Source organism: Moorena bouillonii PNG, from assembly GCF_001942495.1.
GTDB lineage: Bacteria > Cyanobacteriota > Cyanobacteriia > Cyanobacteriales > Coleofasciculaceae > Moorena > Moorena bouillonii.
This window is the reverse complement of record NZ_MKZS01000001.1, coordinates 1,573,839-1,597,957: the sequence shown is the minus strand read 5'-3', so window position 1 is coordinate 1,597,957 and position 24,119 is coordinate 1,573,839. Positions and strand designations below refer to the sequence as shown.

Genomic DNA, 24,119 nt, shown 5'->3' with positions numbered 1-24,119 from the left:
GTTTTGCCCCCCTAACCCCCCAATTCTGGGGGGAATAAGACGTTCAAAGTCCCCCAAAATTGGGGGATTTAGGGGGCTTTAACATGCACCAGATGATTGCGCATTCATTCCTTAATTCAGCAACGTCCCCATGACCGCGCTGCATCAAGACAAAGCTTGGGAAATCGGTAATTGGTAATCGGTAATTGGTAATCGGTAATGACTAATGGCTCATGGCTAATTGCTAATACCAATTTTATCTCCCCATCTCCCCATCTCCCCATCTCCCCATCTCCCCACACTCCCTACTCCCTACTCCCTATTCCCTAAAACCATTAAGAACTACTATGAATAAAATTGGTATTACGTCATCCCAACCCGTTTGGTTCTTAGAGTCACATTAACCCCTTCAGTAGATTGTTCCAATACTAATAATGGCGTTGGTTTTGCCTTTTGATCCCAACGCATGCAAACAATACGTCCTTGAATTGTTGGTTGCCAGGTATCATTTTCTGCATCTGGACTAAGAAATGTTTCTATACAGTCAATAATTTGGCTAACGGTTGCCGAGGTGCGTTGAGTGGGTAATTTCATTAATTTAACTTGAATGCGGAAAAGCACTCCCACACTGCGTTTACCTCGAATTTCTGTCTCGTACTTAACATCAAATGTTTCATTAATTTGACGACCTGACGTACTAGCGACACCGATAACATTTCTAGAGTCTTGAGTAGGTCGTAATGCTATACTGATTAACTGTTTTATTCTAATTTTAATTTGATTGATAACTGCAAAGTGGAATACTTCTTCTTCCATTCGCATTCTGAGGTAATCCAGATTAAATTCCCGCGAGTGAACCAAATCAGGATTGGATTCCATTTTCCGGATAGTATTAAGCGCCAGCTTTAACTTTTTCCGAAGATCAGCAGTTTTATACTGCTCCAATTTCAGCTTTTTGTCCTTATCCTTGAATTGGAGCTTACCATACACCACTAATCCAATCACCACTAAAGCTAGTCCAATAGACACAAACATCCAATGATTCAAACTCCCCAGTTGCCCAGCAGAGACAGAAGTCTTGGGAATGGTAGATGGAGGTGAGGATGCAATTTTCACAGGTACATAAACCTGAGTCCGTGATTCTCTGAAGATGAGATGATGGGACATAGTTACTATCGAATAAAACGCAAAACCTCTTAACTAGTATTACCTTAGGGTGGATATCGGAAAAAATTTGTAAGCACCTGCTACTATTCGCTTCTGAATCAGTTAGTCATAGACAAATGCTAATTCGCAGTATCTAAATATAGATTTGTGTTTGATAGGTTTGTATTTGATAGGTTGTTTTGCCTACGATTTTTAATTTTACTCTATCATAGAGCTTAGATTTTATCTAACTCCAATAGGTTAGGCCTCGATCCTAGGGGGACTTATTCCCTTTTAGTTACCTTTGAGGTTAATGTGTCCGTTTTACTTCCAGAAGACTGTTGTAAAAGACCTTGTGACTAATTCCTTCGCCGAGTGACTTCTGCTTTTTATCCTGATTTAAGAAGTTGAAGGCACGGTTTCTAAGGAACCAGAGGGAGTGTATTGGAGTGTCGATTTTGCAGGAGCGGTGATCAGTTTGCCATCCTCAGGTGCGACCCGTGGCGAATTTAATTCGCCAAGTAAGAGCGCACCTATTAGAATTGGTGCAAGTTTTTCTGCCTTTATCTTAGCTCCATAATTCGACTTGTTGACAATGTTTTTTACTTTCTTTCGGAAGCCTTTGTCCTTCTCCTGAGAAGGAGTGCTACGGAACTTCCCTTGTCCGCTGCAGGGGTGGAGCTTCCAGCCATATCCATCCATGGCCTTTGGGCCACGCTACGCGAACGGTTATTAGTTTCAATTAGTTAGTCTTTGGCTACTAATCTATATCATAACCTGGTGTTGGCCACCAGTTTCTAGCTATAAGGAGACGCACTAGCTGAATCAATCATCCAGAGGTTTTCTTGTTTCAGAAGCGTCCCAAGGATATAATGGGCTTTCCGCCCCCCTACGGGAAGGAATCCAAAGCATCTATAGTATTGTGTAAAGTATTGTAGCAATTTGGGTAAGCCATGGAATCCTTTTCCATGGTAAGCATTCAGCCGTCAGCCGTCAGCCGTGAGCTTTTCGCTCACGCTGCGCGAACAGCTTATTTTATTCAAAAGCACCTCAAGTTTTTTTATTGGTAAGCATTCAGCAGTTAGCAGTCAGGCGTTGGCCTTTGGCTGATAGCTGATAGCTGATAACTGAACGCGCACGCGTGCGCGTAGCGCATAGGCTAATCGCTGATAGCTGATAGCTGATAGCTGAATGCTTACTTTGCATGGAAGCCTTTTGCCTGAGGTTAGTAATAGTGTTGCGATGATGGATTACCCAAATCCCAACTTAAGGAACAATTTCAAGATACTCTATAGCTTATGTATTTAAGCATTCAGCTAAGGCCTGCGCTATAGCTGATGCAGGACAAGCCAATAGCTTAGCTATTTAGAACAAGGATGCTTAACTCCGTAATGTTGCTTAGTAAAATCAATCGGTTTCCCCCAAAGAACGTGAAGATAATATGCCCCACGATACTTTAATTTTGCGATCGCTTCCGGTAAAAGCACACCGTTGAGCTTTGGTTGTCGCCAACGGACACCACGATACTTACCAACAATTTTTTCTGATTTCATCTCAAAAGTTACCGGTTCATTTTCATAGGTAATACCACGGTAAGTGAATTTCATTATTTGATCCTCTTAATTGTTTGTTTTATCTGTAATTGACCACTCCAATTCAGAGCCTATACTTAGATAATTACCGAAAGTTAGACTAACGGAACAGTAAGCATTCAGCCTAGAGCTATCAGCTATCCGCTGATTGTTCGCGTAGCGTGGCCCAAAGGCCAAGGTTGTGGAAGATAACTCATATACTCGCTCCCCTCAGCCAAATTTGTAAGTTTTCATTTATTGAAAAACTGACTGGTGAAGTGCTGATAGCTCAATGGTTATAAGTAATAAATCTGGTTGACTGACTTTACTCCTAAAACCCTTGATTTTATCTAGAGAGCAGTTGAGGAGTAGCGAAACCAAAGCAAATTATTGCCAAGGTTGGTTTCACTATGTTAAAATAACCTCTGGCAGATAAAAAAGTCACTCAACCAGGTAAAAAATTTACCGAAACAGCAATAAAATTAACTATGATCCTGATGATACCCAAGCTTCTGTAGCTTGGACTGTCAATCAGGCTTGCTCCCTTACCTACCTTCTTATTGGTTAGTTGATAATCAGGACATTAGAAAATTTGGCTATGGGATGTTTTGTTGGGAAACCAGCGATTAGCCCATTTTGCTGATAGTGTGGCAATAGGTTCGCGTAGCGGCTCCATTCGCGTAGCGTGGCCCATTCGCGTAGCGTGGCCAATAGGCCAAGGCCAAGGAGCATCGCATCACTAATGCCATAACTAAGGGTACACAACCCCCGCCATTACCTGTCTTTTTCTAGTTGGTATTATCGTTAAGCATTAAATGAACTGCCCAAATCCCCATGGCTCGCAAATAGTGACTAGCCCGGAATGTCCCTGCTGCTGTAATCGCTTCTGGTGTCCTAAATTGCAAGCCATGATCATAAACCTGCCCTACCACTGCTTCAGTCATACGTAAAGCTTCATCCTTCATGCCTTGCTGAATCAGAAATGCTGCTAATCCAAAATTAATTCCTGTCCACACTTCCATCGGATGAGTCGCATCGGGATCTTCTGGTGTGCCATCGGGTCTGACTCCATTAACTGCTCCGAGTTGACCCTGATGGAACTTTAAAAAACAGGCATCATACACAGTCTTGAGGGCTGAGAGAGTACACTCTGGTGGTACAATATCCGGTAATCCCAGTAACTGAGCATAAAATTGACCACATAACTGGTCTGCCATCACCACATCTGAGCCACTTTCACTATCTAGTTGATAGTACTGCCCATTCCACAGCTTTTCTTGATAAATTGGTTGGGCTTGTGCTAACCACTGACGATAGCACTCAATGGTGTCTTGAATGGACTCTAGCTCTGGTACTTCGATTAATGGGGATGTTGGTGGATAATTCTTGGTCAGAATTTCTCCAATTGCGATCGCACTCTCCAAAGCCGCTAACCACAACCCCCCACAGTAAGCACTTACTCCCTGCAATCGCCAATCATCAAAGGTCTGATCTGGTGCGCCATAGTTTTCTGGTATGCCATCTCCATCTTGGTCAAACCCCTTGAGATAAGCCAGTGCCTTGACAATGGATGACCAGCACTCCCACAAAAACTCTATATCTGTAGCGCTAGAAAAAACAAAATCCCGATAGACTTGTAAAACAAAGTCACTGGCTAAATCCTTCCACTGGTTACAATCCTGGTAGCTAGTATAATTGGTCTGTTGCCAAGGATGCTCATTGGGAGCTCCCAGGTCATGGGGAGTAGCCTCCGCAATTTTACGTACAGCTTGAGCTTGGTTGTAGCCAATAATACGCAGTGTTTGATCGCTGGTCGGGATAGCTCGGGCAAAGGCTTCTAGCACCGCTTTATCCAGTTTCGGCCACAGCATTGCTAGGGCAAAAGAACCATAGAGCCGCACATCCAGGCTTTCGTACCAACGGTAATCTAGACATTCCAATACACCAAACTGTCCAATTGGGTCAAGTTCAGTTGCTGCTGTCCAGAGAGTACCGCCATCGGTGAGCAAGTACAGCTCATTAAACAAGGCCATCTTGAACCAATTGGGTAAATCTTCCTGATTTAAAATCGGTTCTTGCCATGATTCAATTTTTTCTCGCCACAGATCATGGTGCTTGAGAGCAGTGCGCACCATTGACCAGCCATTATTACCGTTGCGTCCAAAAAAGTCCGTGTATCTCCGGTAATAGTTAATACCTAATTTAAATTCTGTCACCGGGAAGTCCCAAGTCAGAATAAAAGGAATTTTGCGGGTTTTACCTGGACGAAGAGTGAAGCGAATTGCGATCGCGCACGCAATTTGTTCTCCTGGTGCCGCTGGGGTTTCATCTTGATGGTCTACCAAGCTACCATCCGTAGCAAAGGTATCCCAAACCTCAGCACCATCACCAACTGGATTCCAGCGACCGTGGTAAAACACCTCCATACTGGGATTAGTAACTGTAGCCAGGCACAATTGCCCTTCCCCTTCTTTAATCTCATCCCCCAGTCTCACCCGGTCTAGAACAAATCCGACCCGATAGTGATCCACAACCCACTGATTCAAATTGCCAGTACTATCTCCCCACCGAGGCTGGTACTCATACACCGGACTACCATCATCCCTTACCCGCACCTCTGGATTTTTAATCCCATTGGTAAACCAACCCACCATATTCTGCCAAGTGAGCATGATGCTAACCGTAATGGGGGTATCAGTAGGGTTGTGAGCCGTCCACTCAAACACCGCCACCGGGTAACTACTTTCCTGATAACATGCTGCCCAAATTGGGGAAAACTGCTCGCAGGTTAGTTCAGTCTGAAAGACATTTTTATAGGTAAACCAACTGCGAGGATACAAAGCATAGTAGTGACCAGAAACCTCTGAGCTGTTTTCTTCACCTTTGCCTTGTGTTGGATACCATTGCCAAGAGCCTAGCTGACCATCCTCTGGTGGTTGAGTGCATAACCCATAAGCCATCGGCTGAGAATGCTCTGGTTGTTCAAATACACTAAATTGACAAGGGGGGAGGCTTTTAAAGATGTGTTCTCCCCCATCCAAGTGCCATAAATTAAAATCTCCTCGGGGAGAGCGACCAATACAACCAGCCCCAAATCCACCCAAGGGCATGCCGTGCCAGGGACCATCATCAAGATTACTTGGGTAACGGACAGTATAAGGGTTATCCCAGCCTAGTCCCAGGGGGCGTTGCCAGCTACACTCAGGAATTTTTGGGCGTGGTTGTTGATATATCATTCCCTGATTGTCATATGCTCACCTAACTATAGCTGCTTTACTCAGTTGGGTCAACCAACAGCCCCTAGCCACGCCACTGATCTGCTTGGGTCGGACAAAACTAAAATTAATTCTTGAAATAGGGAGCAGGGAGCAGGGAGCAGGGAGCAGGGAGCAGCGATTTGTACCTCATGGGTATAAGAGTCAATCCTTACCCTTTGATACACATTTTGTTTATTTTGTCAATGCGTAAGTCCTATTTATGAGGTTTTACATGAGGTTTATGAGGTTTTACATGAGGTTTATGAGGTTTTACATGAGGTTTATGAGGTTTTACATGAGGTTTATGAGGTTTTACATGAGGTTTTACATGAGGTTTTACATGAGGTTTTACATGAGGTTTATGAGGTTTTACATGAGTTTTATAGTTGCTAGTTGTGCTATAGGGGGGGCTCATTTTCCGCCTCTAGCCCTTGGTTATGTTGCTGCCCGTAACGCACCACCTTGTCAAACAACAAAAATCAGATGCACCCAACCTCTATCCAGTAGAGCCATCAGGACTCGAACAGGGGGGAATATGCTAACGAAGGTATCAGATCAGAGTAAGCGCAAGAATCAATAAACCGTGGCTTACCCTCGAAAAAGACCGCGTCATTCTCAACAACTTAACTCTATTGCGAGTACAGTTCGACGAGATTATAGGGGTTTCGAGCCACGATCAACCGATATCCAGCCAATGCACATTATGGGCAATTTTTTCTTGCGCTTACCCTGGGGCTCATATGAGTTTTTACATGAGTTTTTACATGAGTTTTTACATGAGTTTTATGAGATTACAAACTGTGGAAAATACTAATCTAGTATGTGTAGTGAAACAAAAGAATGTAATCAATTCTTTTTTCCTACAACCCTTTATAAACAGTCAATCTAACAGGAGTTAGTTGAAACAATGGTTACATCTCATGATGATCATGACACTCATATCTTCGGTGTTGTTAGGCCAAACGGCGATATTTTATCTGGTAAAGGCTTCAAGGTTGACAAAAAGCGGAACGGGATTTAAATTATATACTTTGATCAGCCATTTGCAGAATCTCCTGGAGTAACCTGTACAGTTTATGGGCATTCTTGGCTAAGTTTTCAAATGTCTGTTGCAGTCGTTGATATTGAACCTAATTACTTCGTATGCCAAACTTCAACACCCGATCATCCTGAAGATAGTGGTTTCAGCTTTATTGCTGTTGGTGAGGTATAGCTGACTAGGTGACATGAGCCCTAAAAAGTTTAGTAGATAAGGCTTTGAGGCCAATGAGCTTAGGGAAGATACAGTCCCAAATTAACCCTAGATTCATTTAATAGCAAGCTCAAACCCTTATAACTAAGCTAAGCATTCAGCCGTCAGCTGTCAGCCGTCAGCCGTTAGTGGTCAGCTTATTGTATTCAAAAGCTGTTCGTAAAGTAGCGTGCCCATAGCGCATAAGCTAATGGCTGATAGCTGAATGCTGATAGCTGAATGCTGATAGCTGAATGCTGACGGCTGAATGCTTACGAGAAAAGGGATCACAAATCAGGCTATTGATTTTATCGCTGAGCTTTCTTCTAAATACTCCAAGGTTTTCAGCAGACGAACTGCTGAGTGATAGGCTTCTTCAGTTAATTCCTGACGTTCCTGAGGGCTATCCACTAGGTCATTAACCACTAACTGCAAGCAAACAATCATTGGGGTCAGGTGAGTTCGCACTTCGTGGGAGGTCTTGATTAACTCCTTTTTGACTACATTTTTGACCTCTCCATTGCTATTGTGCTCAAACTGCATCTTGTACAAACGAGAGTAGTAACCCTCCTTCTTAAGCAGTTCTTCATGGGTGCCAATCTCAACCACTTGGCCTTTTTCCATAACCACGATTTGATGAGCTTTTTGGATCGTTGACAGTCGGTGAGCAATCACTACCGTTGTGCGATCGCGACAGAGTTCATCAATAGCTTGTTGTACTAGCCGTTCGGAAACCGTATCTAAGGCACTGGTTGCTTCATCTAAAATTAAAATATCTGGATTCCGCAGCAGTGCCCGGGCAATGGCCATACGTTGGCGTTGTCCACCGGATAACATTACACCGCGATCGCCTACTTTGGTATCAAACCCTTGGGGTAATTGCATGATAAATTCATAGGCATTGGCTCGTTTAGCTGCTGCAATAATATCTGCCTCGGTAACATCTTTCATTCCATAAGCAATATTGTTGCGCACCGAATTATTAAATAAAAACGTATCCTGACTGACAACCCCCATCGCTTGTCTGAGGGAACTGATATCGTAATCCTTCAAATCTGTGCCATCGATAGTGATTCGTCCTTCAACTGGGTCATAAAATCGTGGCAACAAATCTGCCAAGGTTGACTTACCGGCACCGGAAGCACCTACCAATGCCATAGTAGTGCCTTTAGGAATCGACAAATTCACCCCATTGAGTACCGAATCCTGATGACCAGGATAGGCAAAGGATAGATTTTCAATGCGAATTTCTTGGGATAGCTTCGTGTAGATATTTTTGCCATTGCTCATGATCGGTTTGTTGTCTCGCCGCAAAAAATCCGCCACGATTGCTGTACTAGCAGACACATTAGCAAACCGACTTCTTTGGCCATTCAACTGACTGATTACTGGTAACAAACGGAATAGTAAGAATAAATAAATCCCCAAAACAGTAGATATCGCTTCCAGTTCTTCTGCTGAACTATCTTTCAACAGGAGATTTTTACCCACAAAGACGATGGCTAAAATTGCCAATATTCCCGAGACTTCATTAATGGGGTTAATTGCCGCAAAATTAGCTTGAGATTGAAATTCAGCCTGTTCCCGTTCATCAATAAATTTTTCAATTCGTTGATATTCATCTTGTTCACTACTAACTGATTTAATTAACCTAATTCCCGTTAAAATTTCCAGTAATGCTCCTGAATATCCTCGGGATTTTTCTGATAGAACCTTACCAAATTCTTTAGAGCGCTTAACAAAAAATTGATTAATAACGAATACACCAAGTAAGAGAATGCTTGTTGCAATAGTGAGTTGCCACGAAATCGAGATTAGAAGAAATACAAATACAAAAATGGTGATTACCGTCGTAAATAATTGAATGGCAAGTTTAATGGCATTTGCACCTCGACCAATTTCTTGACTAATCCGATTTATAATATCACCAATTTTGGTTTTGGCATAAAAATCTAGATCCACATCCAGAAGTAATTTAATCCCTTCTTTACGAAAGGTATTAATTAATTTTTTGGATAAATGGGTAGACACTAAGATATTGACATAGTTAGCTACATTTTTCAGGACAATGGCTAAGAGAACTACAAGTACCATAATCAGCAAGCGATCGCCCCCTTCAAAGCCCTCAAAAAGACCCATGGTTTTCTGAATGATAGGCGGGGCTTTGCTTAGCTCTAGTTTCTTTTGACCTAAAAATTCCAGCACTAACGGCACAATTATGGTTGTACCAACACTATTAAACATGGCACTGGAAAATCCCAGCAGGACAGTCAATACAATCCAGGTCGGATGCCGTAGTGCGTAGCTTAGGAGTAATCGATTAGGAGACATGATTACTGTTTCTTTATTGTTGAGTGTTGACTGTTGACTGTTGGTATAGGGGAAGACTTACTTGTGCTCTATTCAAGCATAAACAGTCAACAAAAAAGCTTTTACTTAGTGAGCCAAATTATATGTTGAACAGCTTAGCAGATTATAAATCAGCAATAACATCTGCAAGAACTGCCGCCATGGCATCAACACTATGGTACTTTACGCATAGCTCCCTGGCTTGAAGTCCTTTATGATTGGCAGCATCTAGATTCTGAAATACCTGTTGAATCGCCTCAGCTAGTTGTTGTGGCGAACTAGGCTCAACCAGATAACCGGTATCACCTAAAATTGTTGGGATATCCCCAACACGGGTAGACAAAACTGGTTTAGCCATTGCCATACCATCTGTCAATTTTAAGGGAAACTGAGCTCTAGCCGCCAGAGTATCTCGCTGGGGAACCACCACAATATGAGCTGCTGACAGAACCTCTGGCATTTCTTCGACTGGGGTTCTGGGCAATTTAAGAATCCAACGTCCCCATTTTTTAATGAGTTGTTGATCATAATCATCATAGGGACTGCCTCCGACAATCACCAATCTTAAGTCTGGCTGATTGAGATATTCTAGCGCTACTAAAATATCTTCAACTCCTTTGTGGGGTCGTGGCGCACCAGGAAACATGAGCACCCGATACTCCGATAACCCATAACGCTTGCGGCTGAGTTCTGGGTCATACTGCTCCGGGTCAAACATATCGGTATCTTTACCATTGGATAGATAGACACCACCGAAGCGTTCCTTGAGAAACTGAGTATCTATAGTGATAGCGTCAGCATAATTGACAAACTTTTCTAGCCATTTGATATAGAGGGGATGGTCTGGATATTTCAATTGACCATCTTTGGTAAGAATATCCCTACCGAACTGTTTAAGGGTTGGACGATACTGCCATTGGTCGCCACCATACCAACTTAGTTCCCAATCATCCATATCCAGTATGATTGGACGACGGCTAGTAAACTTTTTCAGCAGAGACAGACCAAAACTGGTGGGTTTGGGTTTTACGGCATAGATAATATCGCCATCTATCTTTTTTAACAGGTCTCGGGCAGCGGTTAAGACTCCAGGATATTTACCACCAGGGACGGAAGTAATGGTAAAACCAGAGGGAGGAGTGGCATATAACTCCTTCCCAAACATAAATCCCACAATCTCTATGGCATAGTTGAGCTTTTTCAGGACTTGTCCTAGCAAAAATGCCCGGATAGCACCACCACCGGACAAGTCACTGACAACTAGGGAAACTTTTCTGTTCATCGGATTTTGAGAAAACTGGTACACGATACATGGTGATCAACCTCTCGTGTGAAAGTGATGAGTCCCCTTGGGTTTAGCAAGATATCCCAATTACCACGCACTAATGGTCACTAAAGAGGAAGTTGGGAGCTTGTAGGGTGGGCAAAAACCATTTGGTTATACGTGAGTATTCATGATTAGATGACTTTGCCCACCCTACTAATGGTCACTCATAATTATGGAATTGTCCGATAATCTAAACTCGGGAGCTATTCGGAAGAGAGCTTGTAGGGTGGGCAAAAACCATTTGGTTATGCGTGAGTATTCACGATTAGATTACTTTGCCCACCCTACTAATGGTCACTCATAAGTATGGAGTTTGCCGATAATCCGAACTCGGGACGTATTCCGAAGTGCTTACCAGCTAAACCCTTAGTGCTAAGGTTCAAATCTCAGGAAGACCAACCATTACCTGTCGATTTAGGTGGGGTGATTGACACTTTGCTAGATAAACACTTTAATCAGGGAAATGGAAAATGGCGCATAGAATCAGTATTCCCGTTTCAAGTGCTATAATCTCAGGTGTGATCAACTATCACCCTTTCCACACCCTAATCTAATCAAACAAAAAATCGACGAACGACACTAACCCCTAAAGCGTTGAACGTTTCAGGGGTGTGGTAGATAGAAATTTAGAATATAGGTAAGAAGGGAAATAAAGGAAACAGAGGGTTAGTAAACAACTAGAGAAAATGTCGCAGAGTCTACCAAAAACTGTTATGATTTGTTAGACTTAAATTAGGGTAACACCGACAGGGATTATTATGTAACTTAAATTAAAGCCGAAAACCAAGGGTTTAATAGTTGCGCTCTCTATCCCGGTGGAACCAACTTTTTTGACATTTTTATGGCGCTCGCGGGATATTCCGTCAGAGAAGCGCGGAGATACCCCCTGGATGCTATTGCATCTTGCATTGGCGAGCTAAGGTCTGCCTTTGGTAGACTTTGGTAGCTAAAAAGTATCGGAACACAGGGAAGTAAAAGTTTATCATTGCGGTGCGACCCGTGGCGAATTTAATTCGACGACTGTAAGCGCACCGGTACACCCAGCCAATCGCCAACCCTGTCCCTATGGGGTGCATCTCATATTTGTAAAAAAGTTGCTAGTGGTGCTTCAGGGGGGCCTCATTTTCCGCCTCTAGCCCTTGGTTATGTTGCTGCCCGTAACGCACCACGGTGTCAAACAGCAAAAATGAGATGCACCCTCCCTATGTTCCTACTCCATCGTTTGATTAGGCAATTATAGTTAAGACTTCAATATACCTTACATAGAACCCCTAAGCCTAACATCATTAATCCTTAATCCTTAATCCTTTATGCTACGGGAACCCTAAGGCCAGCATCGGTGACCCCATGGCGCTTCTGATGCCATTGCCAGGCGTGGGATAAGATGGTATTTATATCGCAATATTGGGGATACCAACCCAGAAGTTTTCTGGCTTTGTCACTACTACCGACCAAAGCGGGCGGATCACCAGGACGGCGATCGCATTCTATAGCTTTGATGTTTTGTTTTGTGACAAGTCTGGCTGCTTCAATGACTTCTTTGACTGAGAAGCCGTTGCCATTGCCTAAGTTAAAGATTTCACTATCCCCACCCTTTAACAAATAGTCCAACCCCAAAACATGAGCAGAGGCTAAATCCTGGACGTGAATATAGTCCCGAATACAAGTTCCGTCAGGTGTGGGATAATCGGTACCAAAAATGGAGATGGACTCCCGTTTACCTAAAGCAGTGAGCAGCACTAAGGGGATAAGGTGGGTTTCGGGAGTGTGGTCTTCCCCTAGCCTACCCTCTGGGTCAGCACCAGCGGCATTAAAATAGCGGAAGGTTACGGATTTTAAATCATAGGCGGTATGGAAATCCGATAGAATCCGCTCTACCATTAATTTACTCGCCCCATAGGGATTAATTGGGTTTTGGGGATGATCTTCTGGAATCGGTACAGTTTTTGGTACCCCGTAGGTAGCACAGGTAGAGGAAAAGACCAATTTCTTAATAGATGCTGCTACCATAGCTTCCAGGAGTGTTAGTGTCCCGGTTACATTATTACGGTAATATTTAGCAGGGTCAGTTACCGACTCTCCTACGTAGGCATAGGCAGCAAAGTGCATGACTGCACTGATATCATAGTCACTAAAAAGATTGTCGAGTAATACCCGGTCATTGGTATCACCGACAACTAGCTTGACCTTAAGAACATCTTCGACTATGTCTCGATGACCATAGACTAAATTGTCTAGAACCACCACATTGTAGCCAGCTCCCAAGAGTGCTAATACAGCATGGGAGCCAATATATCCGGCTCCCCCCGTAACTAGCACAGTTGCTTTGGATTGCGACACTTGAATACCTCGCTAGTCTAGATTTTTGCTTTTACCAAATTATTCCCTGGGATGACTTATAATTCCGCAAACTTCGGTACAATAGTAATCCCATTAGTAGATGCCAGAGTTGAGTTGGTGATGCTGAAACCTAATTGTGACGCAATAGTCAAGCTGATTCATTATTCCGGTTAATTATTTTGGCTTCAAGTCCCACCTCCTAGCGGTAAGGGGGTTGTGGGATTCAATGGCTGTCAGACGCGCTTTGACAATAATTAAAACAATACTCCATCCATAAGGATGCTCAGGGCGGATTGCGTATATAAGTCTGGGGTAAGGTAGTGTTTCTGACATAATCACAACCAAGATGGATGGCTTCACGGAACCCTGCGGCTAATAACAAAGGCTTGGTTGTCATCCCACACTTTCAAGATAGTAAAGTGTGGGTGGTTGTCACTGTGGGTCTATAATTAACTAACTTGATAATCAACTAATTTCACACGACCAGTCTGAACATTATCAAATATCCGGTTAATCTGGTGGCGTTCTGCGTCGTTTATATTGTAATCGCAGAGGAAGGCACTCGTCAGCTGTAAATACTCTTGACGGCTCAATTGACCTCTGGTAATCATCTGGTTTACCATTGTCTCTATGTCCAGCTTGGATTGGCGTTCGGATGTAGACCCTACAGATTTATGGTTTGGTCGATGGGAACTGAAAAATGCGGATTCTGGGGATAGAGCGGTTTTCATGGTTATTTAGCACCTCTGTATAATTCAATCGAGCCAACCTTAATGGTTAGGGTCAAAGGAAGTATTGCGAGTAAAGAATAAATTTTGATGGTAGAAAAGACAGTTGGCTGAAAACCTCCTTGACCATTTATTCTCTTTACCAGGCAACCTGGCAATGTCTTTACCCGTTTACTTTTATCATGACACCGCCAATAAAAGCAAGATATCACAGCAAAGAAAGAAAAAAACGACTTAATTATTAATGCTACCGACTGATTTGCTAATTAGTAGACAAAATGGCGAAGAAATCATTCCCAAACGGTTGCTGATTAACAATCAGACCTGTGCTATGGCAGCTGAGTTAATCGACTGCTTTATTGAGGCTACTGGTAGTACCCAAGGGGACCTAGATCGTAAGTTGTCCGATTGGGAAGGAGATAGCCCTGACTACCGGGTTAAACGAGGTTTAGCCCATATTCTTAAAACGAGCTTCAGTACCTTTGAAGTTGTTAGCCCCATAGACCCTAAGGAACTCCGCCAACGAGTTTTTGCCCTGGCGGCTCAATCTGTCCCTAGTCGCCAGGCAACTCAGACCACTCTAGAAAGCGTGAGCACTGCTTTATCTCAGGAATTAAACCAGGAAGTGTTGCCTGAGCAAATTTCTAAAGGACTTTATGCGGATTTACACGAAAATCGTATTCTGACTCAGTTCGATCACCCAGCACCAGAGGCATTACTGCATCGCTATAATTTATCTCAAGTCCAGGGTATTTTTTATCGGGCATCTGAGATGACTCTGAATGCTCACCGGAATGTTCCAGGGGAGTATAAGCTATTAATCCGCTATTTGAAGTTGTTTCAGCTGATGACCTACATTGAAGGGGATGCGGATCATGGCTTCACGATTACTATTGATGGACCGACTAGTTTATTTAAGCCGAGTACTCGCTATGGTTTAGCGATCGCTAAACTGATTCCAGCTTTACTACACGTTACTAAATGGAGTCTCAAGGCGACGTTACAAAGCCGTGACTCTTACAGCGGTACGATCAAGACGGGGCATTTTAGTCTTAATGACCGCTGTGGCTTGGTGACTCACTATCCCCCTGGTAAACCCTACGACAGTATGTTAGAGGCTTCCTTCGCGAAGCGTTGGGAATCTCAGAAAACTGAGTGGGTGTTGGAGCGAGAAGTGGATTTAATTCCTATTCCTGGTAGTGTGATGGTGCCCGATTTTCGGCTTGTTCATCCTGATGGGCGAAATTTCCTATTAGAAATTATTGGTTACTGGCGTCCAGAGTATTTAAGAAAGAAATTCGCTCAGGTGCGCAAGGCGGAATGTGACAATTTGATTCTGGCGATTTCGGAACGGTTAAATTTGGATAAAGCTGGGGTTACGGTGAAGAATTTACCAGCTCAAGTTGTTTGGTTTAAGGATAAACTTTCACCGAAAGCTGTGTTGGAGCTTTTAGAATAGTTTGGGGAAAGGTACACTTGTTGATGGTTATAGCAGGGAGTAGGGAGCAGGGAGTAGGGAGTAGGGAGTAGAAAGCAAAAAGCAGCGCGAGACCGCGCTGCATCAAGACAGGGGTAATAAAATTGGATTTATCTGATTAGGATGAGAAACGCTATAATTAGAGATTAGGGGGTGTAGCGACAACAGCACTCTAAATGGTATCGCTTTTTTGTGCGTTACATCGAAGGCAAAGAAGTTGAAGATTATCCCAGGTAGTTAAACCACCTTTGCTAAAAGGATGAATATGATCAGCTTGAAGCTGTCTAAATCCTTTGGGTCCTCGAAATAACCTGTTACACACAGGACAGACATACCCATTTAACTCGCTATTAAAATTTTGCCTAAAGTAAGCTTCTTTCCAAGTTAAAGGAAAAGTTCTTCGCCGAGCATTACAGGGAGATAGTCCTTCCGGTAAATAAACCATTTTGATGTCTATTTATTCAAAATTAATCTAACAATTTCAACAACTTTATCACACTGTTGCTTCTGTCCTTTTTCTCCAGTCCATTGACCTTTTGGTTCTGGGTATCCATTTTTTTCATTAAGTATCTCTCTGGCTTTATTTCGAGGGGTACGAATGAATTCACCCGCATGATTCCATTGTGTATCTGATAATTTTTGGGGAGATATTTTTAGCTCAGCAGCTCCGGCTATAAAGAGAGCAAGCTGCCAGGGTAAGCGCAAGAAAAATGAACTCATAATATGCTAGTGAAACCAATGTCACAATCAAGGTGTCCCATGGTGATTGGCTTCGATAAACCCACTAACTCAACTTACACCAGTAGTCCATCCTTACAACTACAGCCAGCCCTTGATGTTCAACAGGTTCAGCAGCAAATGCTCGAGCATTTTGAACATCTATCAGATCCGCGAGGGAAACAAGGAGTGCTCCATCCATTTGTAAGTATAGTGATGATTGCACTGTTAGCCACCATTGGAGGGGCAAGGGGCTGGGAAGATATCGAAACTTATGGGATTAGCCACCAGCATTGGTTATCGACCTTTTTAGCATTACCAAATGGGATTCCCTGTGCAGATACATATCGGCGAGTGTTTGAGCAGATATCCCCGAGAGCCTTTGAGAATAGTTTCGAGAGCTGGTTAAGCAGTTTTGTGATAGATAATGGAGCCGAGGTGATTCCTATTGATGGCAAACAACTCAAGGGTTCCTATGATCGCAACCAGGGAAAATCGGCTTTACATGTGGTTAGTGCCTGGGCGAGTGAGCATCGGTTGTTTCTTGGGCAAGTGAAAGTGGATGATAAAAGCAATGAAATTACAGCCATCCCAGCCCTACTAGAATTACTCGACATCTCTGGATGCATCATTACCATTGATGCCATGGGGACTCAGCATCAAATAGCCGATGATATTCGTGCTTTGGGTGCTGATTATGTTTTGGCGCTCAAAGGAAATCATCCTACTTTGTTCAAGCAGGTTAAGCAATGGTTTGAAACTGCTGTTGCTAATAAGTTTGAGGGTATCGAGTATAGCTATGATCTGCGGGTAGAATCAGGACATCATCGTACTGAAAAGCGTCAGGTTTGGGCAGTTTCTCTGGCTGAAATAGACTTCGATTTGTACAAACAGTCGCAGTGGTCTGGATTACAGACCATTGTAATGGTTATTCGCACCCGCCATCTATGGAACAAGACTACCCGTGAGGTGATGTTTTACCTTACTTCTTTAGCACCCAATGCTCAACACTTGGGCAAAGCAATCCGACAACACTGGTCCATTGAAAACCAACTGCACGCTCGTATTAGATGTCACCTTTGGGGAAGATGCGACGCGGATTCGTACAGGACATGCACCACAAAATATGGCTTTACTCAAGCGCTGGAGTCTCAATCTACTAAATCTGGAAACGAGTTATAAACGCAGTACTCGTCAAAAAGTCAAACGAGCGAGTATGGATCCAAGGTATATGCTTAAGGTTTTAAAAGCTTCGATTCCCCTACAGTCTAACTTATCTGAGCCATAATTTTTCTTGCGTTTACCCTGAGCAAGCTGCTTGTACTTATCGACACTAATTCCGTTCAATACTCGTGATAAAATGAATTTCATCCAATTAACAAATAGGTAAAAATAATCTTCCGAAATAACTTGAAAGTTTGAAAGTATTTGTGGGTTTCTTTCTTCTTTTGAATCTTCTTGATACTGAAGTTGACTACAGTAAATATCTAAGGCGTTCTCCGTTGAGCCGTTAAAAGACATTTTGAGATGATTCGGCCTTTTCAATAAATCATCAAGTTTTTGACGTTCAAGACAGATTAAGTACCACAAGAACATCAATGATGGTGTTTGACCTTTTGCTTTTTCTTTACCATGCCACCATTGGTACCAAGGCTCTCTAGCTTCATCAAATTTATCCCAAGGATTAGAAAGTCCTTGTCTTTGCGCTAACTCAATCATTCGTTGAAAAGGCTTTGTAGTAGAGTTGGTTTCATCATCTTCACTCACCTCTTCATTAGTGTCAGTAGGATTATCATGAATTCCAACTAAACGAATAAAGGTTACACTTCTAGACTGACTGTAATAAGCTAAACGAATATCTTGACCAGAAAGAGGAGTTCCTCCTTCGTTGATTCGTCTAAATATTTCTAGCTTAGTTTGTAACTCTATACTTTTAGGAAGATAAATTATAGTCAGCGGATAATCATTAAATATATCTTTAAGGTCATCCTCCAACTCGCTGTATTTTTTGCCGATATATAGATGAGCGTCTGGTAGAATATAGTCAATAGTTTTATCATCACTAATCGAAAACTCATCATTAGCAAAACTTCTGAGAGTGTTGAGTCGTTGTTGCCCATCAACTACTTCGTATTTTCGGGTATCATCTTCACAAAAGAAGAAACCTGGAATAGTCAGATTGTTAAGAATAGACTCAATAAAAAGTGATTGTTTCCTAAGGTTCCATTGATTAGCATCTCTCTGGTAATCAGGAATATAGACACGCCTTTTTTTTAACCTTCCTAAGATTGTGTCTATGCTTTCGCTTTGAGCTTTTGTGGTGTCTTGTACTAAAGGTTCAAACATACAAGTTAATTCTGATCCTTTTAATCACTACTGGAGGCATACTCTCCTTGGTTATAGCTATATAGTTCCCTCTTAAAATTCCGAATTAACAGGATTAGCTGTAGCAACCCAAAATCATCCCCATGCCCAGCGGAAAATTAGGGCAAGCCCAAGGGTGGTGCGTTACGGGACGGGCTGTGCCAGGGGCGAACAGGCGGAAAATCAGCGCGAGCCCGTCTTATCACGCACCCTACGGACTGGATTATTCCTTCAACGGTGTTTCAAATATCACCACATGGTGGAAATTGGGCAGCAAGGGGTTGAGAGCTTGCTGATACGCTTCCGCATCACTGCGCCGAGTGAATCGCGCTACGGTTATCCGTTGCCTTTTAGGTAGGTGCCGAATGACACACCAGGGTTTTAATCGGTCTCGGTATGTTTGTCGAGTTGATATCATATAGCTAAATACCCCATTTCTATGGGTTGTTTTAAGAAAGGCGATCACCCAGTAGTTTTGCGGCCTCTTGGGTGATCGCCGAATATTCTATTTACTATTAAATATGTAGTTGCGTAGTTTGTCAAGTCCAAAATGGGATTAATTAGGTTACGAGTTCGAGAATTAGCGGCAGAGAAGGGTTGGACCTTGAAAGAACTTTCCGACCGTTCTGGAGTAACCTATAGCACTGTGGCTAGTTATGCCCGACGTGACGCCATGAGTATGACGGACTTTACAGCAATTCTGAAGCTAGCTCGCGCTTTTGATGTTATGGTTGAAGATTTGGTAGAGGTTATAGAGGAGTAGGGAGTCGGGAGTCGGGAGTCGGGAGTCGGGAGTCGGGAGTCGGGAGTCGGGAGTCGGGAATGGGCAGTCAGAACGAAACCCTATACACAGATTGACTGGGGGCGGGTTGATTTCTGAGATGACTAAAACACTCAACCCGCCCGGAGAGATTAAATCGCAAATTTACTAATAAGTAAGTTGCTGTTAACCTAAGTCTAAATCCGTTACTGCTCCAACACTACTGGAAGAGACTAAGGTGGCATACTTGGCCAATACCCCTGTGGTATAACGGGGTTTGGGTGGTTGCCAACTAGCGCGCCGTTGCTCTAATTCTTGATCGGACAGATTTAGTTGTAAGGTACGCTGATGGGCATCAATGGTAATCATATCCCCTTCTTGGACTAATGCGATCGCACCTCCAACTGCTGCTTCTGGTGCGACATGACCGACTACCATGCCATAAGTACCGCCAGAAAATCGTCCATCGGTAATTAATCCCACAGAATCACCTAACCCAGCACCAATAATGGCTGAGGTGGGAGCCAGCATTTCCCGCATACCTGGACCACCCTTTGGTCCTTCATAGCGCACCACAATCACATCACCAGAGTTGATCTTACCGGCCAGAATCGCATCTAAGCAGGCTTCTTCTGATTCAAATACTCTTGCTGGACCGGTGATTTGAGGATTTTTTACTCCAGTAATCTTTGCTACTGACCCTTCTGTGGCTAGATTGCCTTTCAGAATGGCTAAGTGTCCTTGAGCATACACAGGATTATCCCAAGGACGAATTACATCTTGGTCAGCAGGGGGTTGCTCAGGTACATCTGCTAACACTTCCGCTATCGTTTGGCCGGAAATGGTCAAGGCATCGCCATGGAGCAAATCATGGACTAACAGCATTTTCATGACTTGAGGAATCCCCCCGGCGCGGTGCAAATTCACAGTGACATAGCGACCACTGGGTTTGAGGTCACACAGCACTGGTACTTTAGCCCGCATGGTTTCAAAGTCATCAATGGATAACTCTACTCCAGCAGCATGGGCGATCCCTAACAGATGCAAGACCGAGTTGGTGGAACCACCTACTGCCATAATTACTGCGATCGCATTCTCAAAAGCCTTACGTGTTAAAATATCCCTTGGTAGTATTTGCTTGCGAATTGCTTCGACCAACACAAAGGCAGATTTTTCAGCACTATCAGCTTTTTCAGCATCTTCCGCCGCCATGGTAGAAGAATAGGGCAAACTCATCCCCATTGCCTCAAACGCAGAGGACATAGTATTAGCGGTAAACATACCGCCACAGGAACCAGCACCAGGGCAAGCGTTGAGTTCAACCGCTTTGAGTTTAGCGTCATCAATCTTGCCAGCACTGTGTTTTCCAACCGCTTCAAAGGCACTAACTACTGTTAAATCTTCACCATCGAGATGTCCTGGTTTAATCGTGCCACCATAAACGAAAATTGCTGGGATATTCATCCTGGCAATCGCAATCATCGCTCCTGGCATATTCTTATCGCAGCCGCCAATTGCCAAAACCCCATCCATACTTTGGCCATTACAAGCGGTCTCAATAGAATCAGCAATTACTTCCCGGGATACCAGGGAATATTTCATCCCTTCCGTTCCCATGGAAATCCCGTCACTAATGGTAATGGTACCGAACATTTGAGCCATAGCACCAGCAGTTATCAATCCCGCCTCTGCTCGTTTGGCCAAATCATTTAACCCCACATTGCAAGGAGTAATAGTGCTATAGCCATTCGCCAGACCAACAATGGGCTTAGTAAAATCGTCATCAGTGAAACCAACAGCCCTCAGCATGGCTCGGTTAGGCGCTCGCTGAACACCTTGGGTAACCACTTGGCTTCTCAAATTCTCCGGCATGGATATGTTCCCCTCAAAGGTTAGAGTCTCTATCAGAGATTTTAGATTTTGCTATCAAATTTAGCTATCATCAATCCCTATTGCCTATTGCCTATTGCCTATTGCCTATTGCCTATTGCCTATTGCCTATTGCCTATTGCCTGTTGCCTATTGCCTATTGCCTGTTGCCTATTGCCTGTTGCCTATTGCCTATTGCCTATTGCCTATTGCCTATTGCCTGTTGCCTATTGCCTATTGCCTGTTGCCTATTGCCTATTGCCTATTGCCTGTTGCCTATTGCCTGTTGCCTATTGCCTGTTGCCTATAGCCTGTTGCCTATTGCCTATTGCCTATTGCCTATTGCCTATTGCCTCTGGCCTACTCCCCACTCCCTAATATTTCATTGTCTGACTAATAAACGATTACACTATCATTGCGCTTTTTGCTGGCACTTTGGCAAATAAACGTAGCATAGTCTAGCAATAATAATTCATATTAGATGCCATATACCATAACCACGTAGCTGATTAGTTGTCAAGATTAAAGGAATCATGATGGATGGGGCAGAATTATTGAAGCGATATGCTGCTGGAGAACGGGACTTTCCAGAAGCTAATCTACAGGGAATATCTTTGGCGGGAGTAAACCTTAGCCAAGCTAACCTACGACGTGCTAATCTCAGCCAGAGTTGTCTCAAGGGCGCTATCCTTAAAGGTGTCAATCTGCGAGAAGCGAATTTATCTGGTGCAAATCTACAGGGAAGTGACCTGTGTGAAGCCAACCTCATTGTTAGTAACCTCATTCAAGCCAATCTAGCCAAGGCTAACTTGAGTAATGCCAATCTACGCAGTTGCCGCCTGATTGGAGTTAATCTCAGTAAAGCTAATCTGAGTGAAGCAATTCTGAGTGAGGCAATTCTCCAGGATGCTAACTTGAGTCAGGCAAAACTGATTAGCACATCCTTAAACCGAGCCAAGCTTTCCCATGCCCTCTTAGACGGAGCGATTTTAGAAGGAGCATCCCTCAACAATTGTATTCTGATCGAAGCTAATCTGATTGGGGCAAATTTGTCCCATACCCTACTCAATGGAGCCAACTTGACTAAGGCCAATCTCAATCAAGCAGACTTGAGTGGTGCCATAGCCAGTGGCTGCACCATGAGAAACACTATCCTAACGGATGCGAATCTAAGAGGAGCAAGGATGAGTTGGACAATTCTCCATGGTGCTAATCTCACTAAGGCTAATTTATACCGAGCTAACCTGTGTTGGTCGAATCTTACCGAGGCAATATTGATTGAAGCTGTTTTAATTGATGCTAACCTGAATCAGGCTAACCTTCGTGAAGCTAAACTTACCAAAGCGATCATGCCAAGTGGCAGTCAGCATCAATAGTTGAACAGTTCAAGCCAGATTTTGATCAGCCCAATCACTACCGTTTCCCTTGTCTATTAGGAACTTGAGCAATTCTACTCAGCGGATCTGATGGCGTTCGCATAAGCGCGGAAGCTGAGGCCTTTGGCCAATCGCACTGGATAATAATCTGAGATTCGCCTAAAATTTCCTAAAACTTAATCAACTTTTCCTCAGTCAAACTGTCATCCCAGGGTTTAGTATGACATTCGGTGAATGATTAGCTGGAAGTTCCTATAATTTTATGTCCCTTGCACCTCTGTCTGAGGCTTTTGAGAATAATCGCTTTGAAAGTATTAGTTTAATTGCTACCGATATTGATGGTACCCTAACTCTAAGTGGCAAATTTACTTCCTCCTTATTCCATGCCATAGAAGAATTGACCAAGACAGGAATCCAAGTGTTGCTGATTACAGGTCGTTCCGCTGGCTGGGTCAATGGTCTGAAAACTTATCTGCCGGTCATGGGAGCGATCGCAGAAAATGGCGGTATATATTTCCCCAAAGATAGTGAAATCCCAGAAACCTTAACCCCTATTGAAGATTTAATCCAGCATCGCCAGAGTCTCAATCACACCTTCCAACTCCTCAAAGCTCAATTTCCCCAGCTACAAGAATCTGTGGATAACCGCTTTCGGTTGACGGATTGGACTTTTGATGTTAAAGGACTAGCCTTTGTCCAATTACAAACCCTAGCAGAACTCTGTCAACAACAGGGTTGGGGCTTCACTTACAGTACAGTTCAGTGCCATATTAAGCCAATCGAGCAAGATAAAGCAACAGGCTTGCTGCAAGTGTTAACCAGACACTTTCCCCAACTCAAACCAGAGGAGATTATGACCGTTGGTGACAGTCGTAATGATGAGTCTATGTTTGATACCAGCAAGTTTCCTTTATCAGTAGGGGTGGCTAATGTCTTAGACTACACTAGTTATTTGACTCATAAGCCAGCTTATGTGACTTCTGCTAAAGAATCTGAAGGCTTTTGCGAGTTAGCACAATTGTTACTACTGAAAACCTTTACTGGATAAGTGGTTTGGGCTGCACGGCTTGGCTGATTAATGGAATGATTTAGGGTAATTGGTAATTGGTAATTGGTAATCGGTAACCGGTAATTGGTAATTGGTAATCGGTAACTGGTAATTGGTAACCGGTAATTGGTAATTGGTAATCGGTAACCGGTAATTGGTAACCAGACATGATATCAGTTGTTAATTTTGCTATAGCGTTTCCATTTGATGTGTGAAACAAGCACTGTCTTTAACTAAGACTTTCAGCTAGTTTTGTGTTCACGACTCATTTAGAAACGCTATATTTGAATTATCATTGTATTGTTTTTTTTTTTACTAAACTTAAATAAATCTTTACATAATTAAAATGAATCACGTTTATCATGTGTATAAATAATACAAAAATGTAAGCGAACAGCGATTAGCGCTACGCGCACGCTACTTGATGTGCTTATGCCCATAGCACAGGCTACTGGAGGTGCTTTTGAATAAGCGATGCAGAGGTGCGACCCGTGGCGAATTTAATTACGGGTCAAGCGCACCTAAGCGGTCTTGGGGAGGCAGCGCGGTCTTGGGGGTTCCCCCCATGAGCGACTGCCGT

At 43.3% G+C, this 24,119-nt stretch carries 25 protein-coding genes and 1 pseudogene; 7 read left to right on the top strand and 19 right to left on the bottom strand.

Annotated features, from left to right (window positions below; genetic code table 11):
- Positions 1–116: 116 nt before the first annotated feature.
- The 9 genes from BJP37_RS38670 to BJP37_RS06510 form a co-directional block, all read right to left on the bottom strand.
- Positions 117–263: a hypothetical protein gene (locus BJP37_RS38670; protein WP_158069460.1), complete on the bottom strand. Its 147-nt coding sequence runs from the start codon at positions 261–263 to the stop codon at positions 117–119.
- 79 nt (positions 264–342) lie between these two features.
- Positions 343–1,146 carry a hypothetical protein gene (locus tag BJP37_RS06545; RefSeq protein ID WP_075897428.1) on the bottom strand — a complete coding sequence of 268 codons (804 nt, stop codon included), beginning with the start codon at positions 1,144–1,146 and terminating at the stop codon, positions 343–345.
- A gap of 378 nt (positions 1,147–1,524) precedes the next feature.
- Positions 1,525–1,827 (bottom strand): hypothetical protein, encoded by a 303-nt coding sequence (locus BJP37_RS40820; protein WP_075897426.1) that lies wholly within the window; start codon positions 1,825–1,827, stop codon positions 1,525–1,527.
- A gap of 659 nt (positions 1,828–2,486) precedes the next feature.
- A complete protein-coding gene (locus tag BJP37_RS06535; protein WP_075897424.1) occupies positions 2,487–2,732 on the bottom strand; it encodes a DUF4278 domain-containing protein in 246 nt (81 codons plus the stop codon).
- Positions 2,733–3,322: 590 nt separating this feature from the next.
- On the bottom strand, positions 3,323–3,445 hold the full coding sequence (locus BJP37_RS43325) for a hypothetical protein (protein WP_269086958.1): 123 nt from the start codon (positions 3,443–3,445) through the stop codon (positions 3,323–3,325).
- Positions 3,446–3,484: 39 nt separating this feature from the next.
- Positions 3,485–5,932 carry a GH116 family glycosyl hydrolase gene (locus tag BJP37_RS06530; protein ID WP_075897422.1) on the bottom strand — a complete coding sequence of 816 codons (2,448 nt, stop codon included), beginning with the start codon at positions 5,930–5,932 and terminating at the stop codon, positions 3,485–3,487.
- A 50-nt stretch (positions 5,933–5,982) separates the two neighbouring features.
- On the bottom strand, positions 5,983–6,138 hold the full coding sequence (locus tag BJP37_RS38665; protein WP_158069459.1) for a hypothetical protein: 156 nt from the start codon (positions 6,136–6,138) through the stop codon (positions 5,983–5,985).
- Between the two features lie 1,340 nt (positions 6,139–7,478).
- Complete coding sequence (locus BJP37_RS06515; protein ID WP_075897416.1) at positions 7,479–9,515, bottom strand: ABC transporter ATP-binding protein; 2,037 nt, start codon at positions 9,513–9,515, stop codon at positions 7,479–7,481.
- 142 nt (positions 9,516–9,657) lie between these two features.
- Positions 9,658–10,815: a glycosyltransferase family 4 protein gene (locus tag BJP37_RS06510; RefSeq protein WP_075905823.1), complete on the bottom strand. Its 1,158-nt coding sequence runs from the start codon at positions 10,813–10,815 to the stop codon at positions 9,658–9,660.
- Between the two features lie 351 nt (positions 10,816–11,166).
- On the opposite strand from BJP37_RS06510, the gene BJP37_RS06505 reads away from it, so the two are divergent.
- Positions 11,167–11,370 carry a hypothetical protein gene (locus BJP37_RS06505; protein WP_075897414.1) on the top strand — a complete coding sequence of 68 codons (204 nt, stop codon included), beginning with the start codon at positions 11,167–11,169 and terminating at the stop codon, positions 11,368–11,370.
- Positions 11,371–12,168: 798 nt separating this feature from the next.
- Here the strand turns inward: BJP37_RS06505 and galE are convergent.
- Together galE and BJP37_RS06495 are read right to left on the bottom strand one after the other, a co-directional pair.
- Positions 12,169–13,200 carry a UDP-glucose 4-epimerase GalE gene (gene galE, locus BJP37_RS06500; RefSeq protein WP_075897412.1) on the bottom strand — a complete coding sequence of 344 codons (1,032 nt, stop codon included), beginning with the start codon at positions 13,198–13,200 and terminating at the stop codon, positions 12,169–12,171.
- A gap of 449 nt (positions 13,201–13,649) precedes the next feature.
- Entirely contained in the window at positions 13,650–13,931 is a 282-nt protein-coding gene (locus tag BJP37_RS06495; RefSeq protein ID WP_075897410.1) for a hypothetical protein, read from the bottom strand.
- A 241-nt stretch (positions 13,932–14,172) separates the two neighbouring features.
- On the opposite strand from BJP37_RS06495, the gene BJP37_RS06490 reads away from it, so the two are divergent.
- A complete protein-coding gene (locus BJP37_RS06490; protein ID WP_075897408.1) occupies positions 14,173–15,387 on the top strand; it encodes a DUF790 family protein in 1,215 nt (404 codons plus the stop codon).
- Here the strand turns inward: BJP37_RS06490 and BJP37_RS38660 are convergent.
- The 3 genes from BJP37_RS38660 to BJP37_RS06480 form a co-directional block, all read right to left on the bottom strand.
- The gene (locus BJP37_RS38660; protein ID WP_158069458.1) at positions 15,341–15,490 is read right to left on the bottom strand and encodes a hypothetical protein; all 150 of its coding nucleotides are present in this window, start codon (positions 15,488–15,490) and stop codon (positions 15,341–15,343) included. The genes BJP37_RS06490 and BJP37_RS38660 overlap by 47 nt on opposite strands.
- Before the next feature lie 87 nt (positions 15,491–15,577).
- Positions 15,578–15,850: an HNH endonuclease gene (locus tag BJP37_RS44505; protein ID WP_075897407.1), complete on the bottom strand. Its 273-nt coding sequence runs from the start codon at positions 15,848–15,850 to the stop codon at positions 15,578–15,580.
- An 8-nt stretch (positions 15,851–15,858) separates the two neighbouring features.
- Positions 15,859–16,125, bottom strand: coding sequence for a hypothetical protein (locus BJP37_RS06480; protein WP_075897405.1), 267 nt, complete (start codon positions 16,123–16,125; stop codon positions 15,859–15,861).
- Positions 16,126–16,263: 138 nt separating this feature from the next.
- On the opposite strand from BJP37_RS06480, the pseudogene BJP37_RS06475 reads away from it, so the two are divergent.
- Positions 16,264–17,410: pseudogene (locus BJP37_RS06475) on the top strand (ISAs1 family transposase).
- On the opposite strand, the gene BJP37_RS06470 reads toward BJP37_RS06475, so the two are convergent.
- A complete protein-coding gene (locus BJP37_RS06470) occupies positions 17,317–18,468 on the bottom strand; it encodes a DUF262 domain-containing protein (protein WP_081431094.1) in 1,152 nt (383 codons plus the stop codon). The pseudogene BJP37_RS06475 and the gene BJP37_RS06470 overlap by 94 nt on opposite strands.
- A gap of 241 nt (positions 18,469–18,709) precedes the next feature.
- Positions 18,710–18,904 carry a hypothetical protein gene (locus BJP37_RS06465; protein ID WP_075897403.1) on the bottom strand — a complete coding sequence of 65 codons (195 nt, stop codon included), beginning with the start codon at positions 18,902–18,904 and terminating at the stop codon, positions 18,710–18,712.
- A 132-nt stretch (positions 18,905–19,036) separates the two neighbouring features.
- Between BJP37_RS06465 and BJP37_RS06460 the strand changes: the two genes are divergently transcribed.
- Positions 19,037–19,249, top strand: coding sequence for a helix-turn-helix domain-containing protein (locus BJP37_RS06460; protein WP_070391668.1), 213 nt, complete (start codon positions 19,037–19,039; stop codon positions 19,247–19,249).
- Here the strand turns inward: BJP37_RS06460 and BJP37_RS35770 are convergent.
- Both BJP37_RS35770 and ilvD read right to left on the bottom strand, forming a co-directional pair.
- On the bottom strand, positions 19,193–19,384 hold the full coding sequence (locus tag BJP37_RS35770) for a hypothetical protein (RefSeq protein ID WP_143727492.1): 192 nt from the start codon (positions 19,382–19,384) through the stop codon (positions 19,193–19,195). The two genes, BJP37_RS06460 and BJP37_RS35770, sit on opposite strands and share 57 nt — an antisense overlap.
- Positions 19,385–19,432: 48 nt before the next feature.
- Positions 19,433–21,118 (bottom strand): dihydroxy-acid dehydratase, encoded by a 1,686-nt coding sequence (gene ilvD, locus BJP37_RS06455; protein WP_075897401.1) that lies wholly within the window; start codon positions 21,116–21,118, stop codon positions 19,433–19,435.
- A 48-nt stretch (positions 21,119–21,166) separates the two neighbouring features.
- Here ilvD and BJP37_RS06450 point away from each other — a divergent pair, with 48 nt between their 5' ends.
- The 3 genes from BJP37_RS06450 to BJP37_RS06440 all read left to right on the top strand — a co-directional run bounded on the left by BJP37_RS06450 (position 21,167) and on the right by BJP37_RS06440 (position 23,539).
- Entirely contained in the window at positions 21,167–21,493 is a 327-nt protein-coding gene (locus BJP37_RS06450) for a hypothetical protein (protein ID WP_158069457.1), read from the top strand.
- A 158-nt stretch (positions 21,494–21,651) separates the two neighbouring features.
- On the top strand, positions 21,652–22,491 hold the full coding sequence (locus tag BJP37_RS06445; RefSeq protein ID WP_075897397.1) for a pentapeptide repeat-containing protein: 840 nt from the start codon (positions 21,652–21,654) through the stop codon (positions 22,489–22,491).
- Positions 22,492–22,753: 262 nt separating this feature from the next.
- The gene (locus BJP37_RS06440) at positions 22,754–23,539 is read left to right on the top strand and encodes an HAD-IIB family hydrolase (protein WP_075897395.1); all 786 of its coding nucleotides are present in this window, start codon (positions 22,754–22,756) and stop codon (positions 23,537–23,539) included.
- A 40-nt stretch (positions 23,540–23,579) separates the two neighbouring features.
- Here the strand turns inward: BJP37_RS06440 and BJP37_RS42205 are convergent, their stop codons facing one another.
- A complete protein-coding gene (locus BJP37_RS42205; protein WP_229424439.1) occupies positions 23,580–23,666 on the bottom strand; it encodes a hypothetical protein in 87 nt (28 codons plus the stop codon).
- Positions 23,667–24,119 lie beyond the last annotated feature (453 nt).